This window comes from Robiginitalea sp. (assembly GCF_049588695.1).
Taxonomy (GTDB): domain Bacteria; phylum Bacteroidota; class Bacteroidia; order Flavobacteriales; family Flavobacteriaceae; genus Robiginitalea.
Genome location: NZ_JBAVZJ010000549.1, coordinates 1 through 3,889, shown reverse-complemented (window position 1 = coordinate 3,889; position 3,889 = coordinate 1). Strand labels below are relative to the sequence as shown.

4 protein-coding genes and 1 pseudogene are annotated in these 3,889 nt (G+C 50.5%); all 5 read right to left on the bottom strand.

The window, feature by feature from the left end; genetic code table 11:
* Positions 1 to 210, bottom strand: a pseudogene (locus WBV75_RS12645) (cbb3-type cytochrome c oxidase N-terminal domain-containing protein); the annotation flags it as partial.
* On the bottom strand, positions 207 to 398 hold the full coding sequence (locus WBV75_RS12640; protein WP_424120949.1) for a CcoQ/FixQ family Cbb3-type cytochrome c oxidase assembly chaperone: 192 nt from the start codon (positions 396 to 398) through the stop codon (positions 207 to 209). The pseudogene WBV75_RS12645 and the gene WBV75_RS12640, both read right to left, overlap by 4 nt.
* Positions 399 to 401: 3 nt before the next feature.
* Positions 402 to 2,603 (bottom strand): cytochrome-c oxidase, cbb3-type subunit I, encoded by a 2,202-nt coding sequence (gene ccoN, locus WBV75_RS12635; RefSeq protein ID WP_424120948.1) that lies wholly within the window; start codon positions 2,601 to 2,603, stop codon positions 402 to 404.
* 10 nt (positions 2,604 to 2,613) lie between these two features.
* Positions 2,614 to 2,808, bottom strand: coding sequence for a cbb3-type cytochrome oxidase assembly protein CcoS (gene ccoS / locus WBV75_RS12630; RefSeq protein ID WP_424120947.1), 195 nt, complete (start codon positions 2,806 to 2,808; stop codon positions 2,614 to 2,616).
* Between the two features lie 74 nt (positions 2,809 to 2,882).
* Positions 2,883 to 3,889, bottom strand: a 1,007-nt coding sequence (locus WBV75_RS12625) for an HAD-IC family P-type ATPase (RefSeq protein WP_424120946.1), incomplete at its 5' end; no start/stop codon positions are given.

The window sequence follows — 3,889 nt, the reverse complement described above, 5'->3', positions numbered from 1 at the left end:
CGAGAGGGTTTGGTACATGACGTTTTCTATAGACTTCAGGATCAGTTCTATGGCGATAAGCAGCAACAGGACCAGTAGCAAAAAGTACAAAGTCATCGGATAGGCGATAAACGCCGGCTGATCCCCGGAGTCGATGAAGTACTCCATCAGGAGGAAGATGGTGAAAAACAGCACGGGTACCCGTACCCAGGCAGGTGTCGAATTTCTCATTGGTCAAATGGTTTTTGGTGTTGGTCGTCTAGTGGCATTTCTTCCATTTCTTTGATCCGTTCTTTGGAGGTGGTAAAAACCCACCAGAAAAGCAGGGTAAAAAAAACGAAGAATATCAGGAGTGAGATCATCGGATAGGTCGCAATCCCTTCGATGCTTTCCATATGTTGTTTTACAATTTTCATCATGGCTTAGCGATTTTCAGAGGCGACCTCCGTGTTTTGTTTAATTTTGATATCGGTACCCAAACGCTGTAAATAGGCAATCATAGCGACGATTTCCCGGTCTTTCATTTCAATGAATTCCTCACCGTTTTGCTGGGCATAGGTTTTTTCCTCCTCGTAGCTTCTCACAAACTCCGGATCGGCATAGAGGTTTTTCTCGATCTGTGCCGCCTGGGTATCCATGGAGGCTTCGGCCCCGGAGATGTCTTCATCTGAATACGGTACCCCAAGGGTGACCATGACCCGCATTTTGTCAGCAGCGCCGCTGCGGTCGTGTTTGTTGCGGATCAACCATTTATAGGACGGCATGATGGATCCCGAAGAGGTGCTTTGTGGATCGTAAAAATGATTCAGGTGCCAGTTGTCCGAATATTTTCCACCCACCCGCAACAAATCCGGGCCGGTGCGTTTACTACCCCACAAGAAGGGGTGGTCGTATACAAATTCCCCCGCTTTGGCGTATTCCCCGTACCGTTCCACTTCGCTTCGGAAGGGGCGTACCATCTGGGAGTGACACCCGACGCAACCTTCCCGAATGTACAGGTCTCGTCCTTCGAGTTCCAGTGGCGTGTAAGGCGTTACACTGGTTATTGTCGGGATATTCGATTTCACCAAAAGGGTGGGGATGATTTGAATAACTCCTCCGATCAGAATGGCAACGGTGGCGAGCAAGGTCAACTGGATGGGTCGGCGCTCCAGCCACGTATGATACTTTTCTCCGGCCCTTCTCCGGCCACCGATACGGGACAGGGCCGGGGCTTCCGCCAGTTCATCTTCCAGCTTGCTGCCCGAACGAACGGTTGCAATAATATTGTAGAGCATTACCACCATCCCTACCAGGTACATGGAGCCGCCTATGGCCCGCATCCAGTACATGGGCATAATTTCATTCACGGTTTCGAGGAAGTTTCCGTAAACCAGGGTGCCATCCGGATTGAATTCTTTCCACATCAGGGCCTGGGTGAACCCGGCGACATACATCGGAAGGGCGTAGAGGATGATCCCCAGCGTACCGATCCAGAAGTGGAAGTTCGCCATACCCGTAGAGTGCAGCCGTGTTTTAAACATCCGGGGGACCAACCAGTAGATCATCCCGAAGGTCAGGAACCCGTTCCACGCCAGTGCCCCTACGTGCACGTGGGCGATAATCCAGTCGCTGAAGTGGGCAATAGCATTAATGTTTTTAAGTGAAAGCATCGGGCCTTCGAACGTGGCCATTCCATAACCTGTAATGGCGACCACCATAAATTTGAGTACGGGGCTCGTCCGTACTTTATCCCAGGCACCGCGCAAGGTGAGCAAGCCGTTGATCATCCCACCCCAGGAGGGGGCGATAAGCATTACGGAAAAGGCCACCCCGAGGTTTTGAGCCCAGTCCGGCAGGGATGAATACAGTAAGTGGTGGGGTCCGGCCCAGATATAGATAAAAATGAGCGACCAGAAGTGGACGATAGAGAGCCGGTAGGAGTAAATGGGGCGGTTCGCAGCCTTGGGAACGAAATAATACATCAGCCCCAAAAATGGCGTTGTCAGGAAGAAAGCCACAGCGTTGTGGCCGTACCACCACTGTACCAGGGCATCCTGTACACCCGCGTAGACCGAATAACTCTTCATGGCGCTTACCGGGAGGGCCAGGCTGTTAAATATATGCAGCACGGCAACTGTAACAATGGTGGCCAGATAGAACCAGATAGCCACATAGAGGTGGCGCTGTCGGCGTTTGAGCATAGTGCCGATAAAGTTCCAGCCAAATACGACCCAGACCGCCGCAATGGCGAGGTCGATGGGCCACTCCAGTTCTGCGTATTCCTTGGAAGTGGAATACCCCAGGGGGAGCGTAACGGCGGCAGCCACAATAATGGCCTGCCAGCCCCAGAAATTAAAGTTACTCATCCAATCGCTGAACATTCGCGCTTTGAGCAGCCGCTGGGTGGAATAGTAAACCCCGGCAAACATGGCATTTCCGACAAAAGCGAAGATGACGGCATTGGTGTGTAACGGGCGAAGCCGCCCAAAACTCAGCCATGAAATCCCATCCGTGAGGTTCGGAAAGATAAACATGAACGCCAGTAGCAGGCCTACCAGCATTCCGACAACACCCCAAAGCAGGGTGGCATACAGAAATTTCTGTACGATTTTATTGTCATAGTGAAATTGCTGAATTTCCATAGATCAATTTTTAATTTGGATTATCGAGTTGGTTGAAATTAGATACATCGGAGTCCTTCTCTACGAGCTCATCTTCAAAAAGCATGCGTACAGAAGGGGTGTAGGAATCGTCATATTGACCTTTCCTGACAGAAATAATAAAGGCTACAAAGAAGATTATGGCCACCAAAACACTGATAGCCAGCAACATATAAATAACGCTCATACCCAGGCGGAATTTGAGTGTAAAACTAGACTCCTTGTAAAGTTAAAAATATGATAAATATCAGTGTTCAAAAGTTATTCAATTTTTCTGCCTATCCAATTCGTGGCTGCCGTGGTAAAGGCAACAATGCTGATGGAACTCAGGGGCATCAGGATGGCGGCAATGACCGGTTCGAGTTGTCCGGTTACCGCAAAATACAGGCCTACCAAATTGTACAGGAGGGAAAACGCAAAACTCATATAGATGACCTTCATCGCCTTTTTGGTAATGTTCAGGAATACCCCGAGGTTGGCGAATTGACGGCTGTCCAGTATGGCATCGCACGCCGGGGTAAAAAGGTTGGCATCTTCACTGATGGCAATCCCCACCTTGCTCTGGGCAAGCGCCCCTGCATCGTTAAGGCCATCACCAACCATGAGCACCTCTTTCCCTTCCCGCTGGAGCTCCCGGACAAATTGTAATTTTTCCCTGGGCTTCTGGTTAAAATACATAGGCGTCAGCGGGGGTAGCAACTCTTGCAGATAGGTTTTTTCAGATTCGTTATCCCCTGAAAGTACGGCCAGGGAATAGTCATGACTCAGTTCTTCAAAGAGCGCACCTGCACCTTCCCTGTAGCTGTTGCGTATAATAAAATGGCCTTTGTAATGGTCATTCGTGCTGATATGCACTTCGGACCCGCCCGGCTGGGAAGGGGGTGCCCCGGTGACGAAGTCACTGGAACCCACCCGGATGTGGGCGTCGTCCAGACGTCCTTCCAGGCCTTCTCCCAGGTGCTCTTCAAAATTGTCTAACGGGATAATATTGTAGGGCTCCAGTTGTTTGTACAGGGTTTGACTCAAAGGGTGCCCGGAGGCCCGGAGGGTGTTTTTAAGCAGGATGGCCTCGGCCTCAGTAAGTTCAATCCCAGTGTAATCAATGCTGTTTTTCCGGGTAGTGGTGAGGGTCCCGGTTTTGTCGAAAATGGCCGTGTCTACCAAAGCCATGCGTTCCAGGCTTTCCGTATCCTTGACGTAAAACCCTTTTTTTCCAAAAATGCGCAAGAGGTTCCCCAGGGTAAAGGGGGCCGCCAGGGCAATAGCAC

Bases quoted from the DNA above. Each gene is read 5' to 3' on its own strand.
- WBV75_RS12640 (WP_424120949.1), bottom strand. From the start codon at position 398: ATGATGAAAATTGTAAAACAACATATGGAAAGCATCGAAGGGATTGCG.
- ccoN (WP_424120948.1), bottom strand. From the start codon at position 2,603: ATGGAAATTCAGCAATTTCACTATGACAATAAAATCGTACAGAAATTT.
- ccoS (WP_424120947.1), bottom strand. From the start codon at position 2,808: ATGAGCGTTATTTATATGTTGCTGGCTATCAGTGTTTTGGTGGCCATA.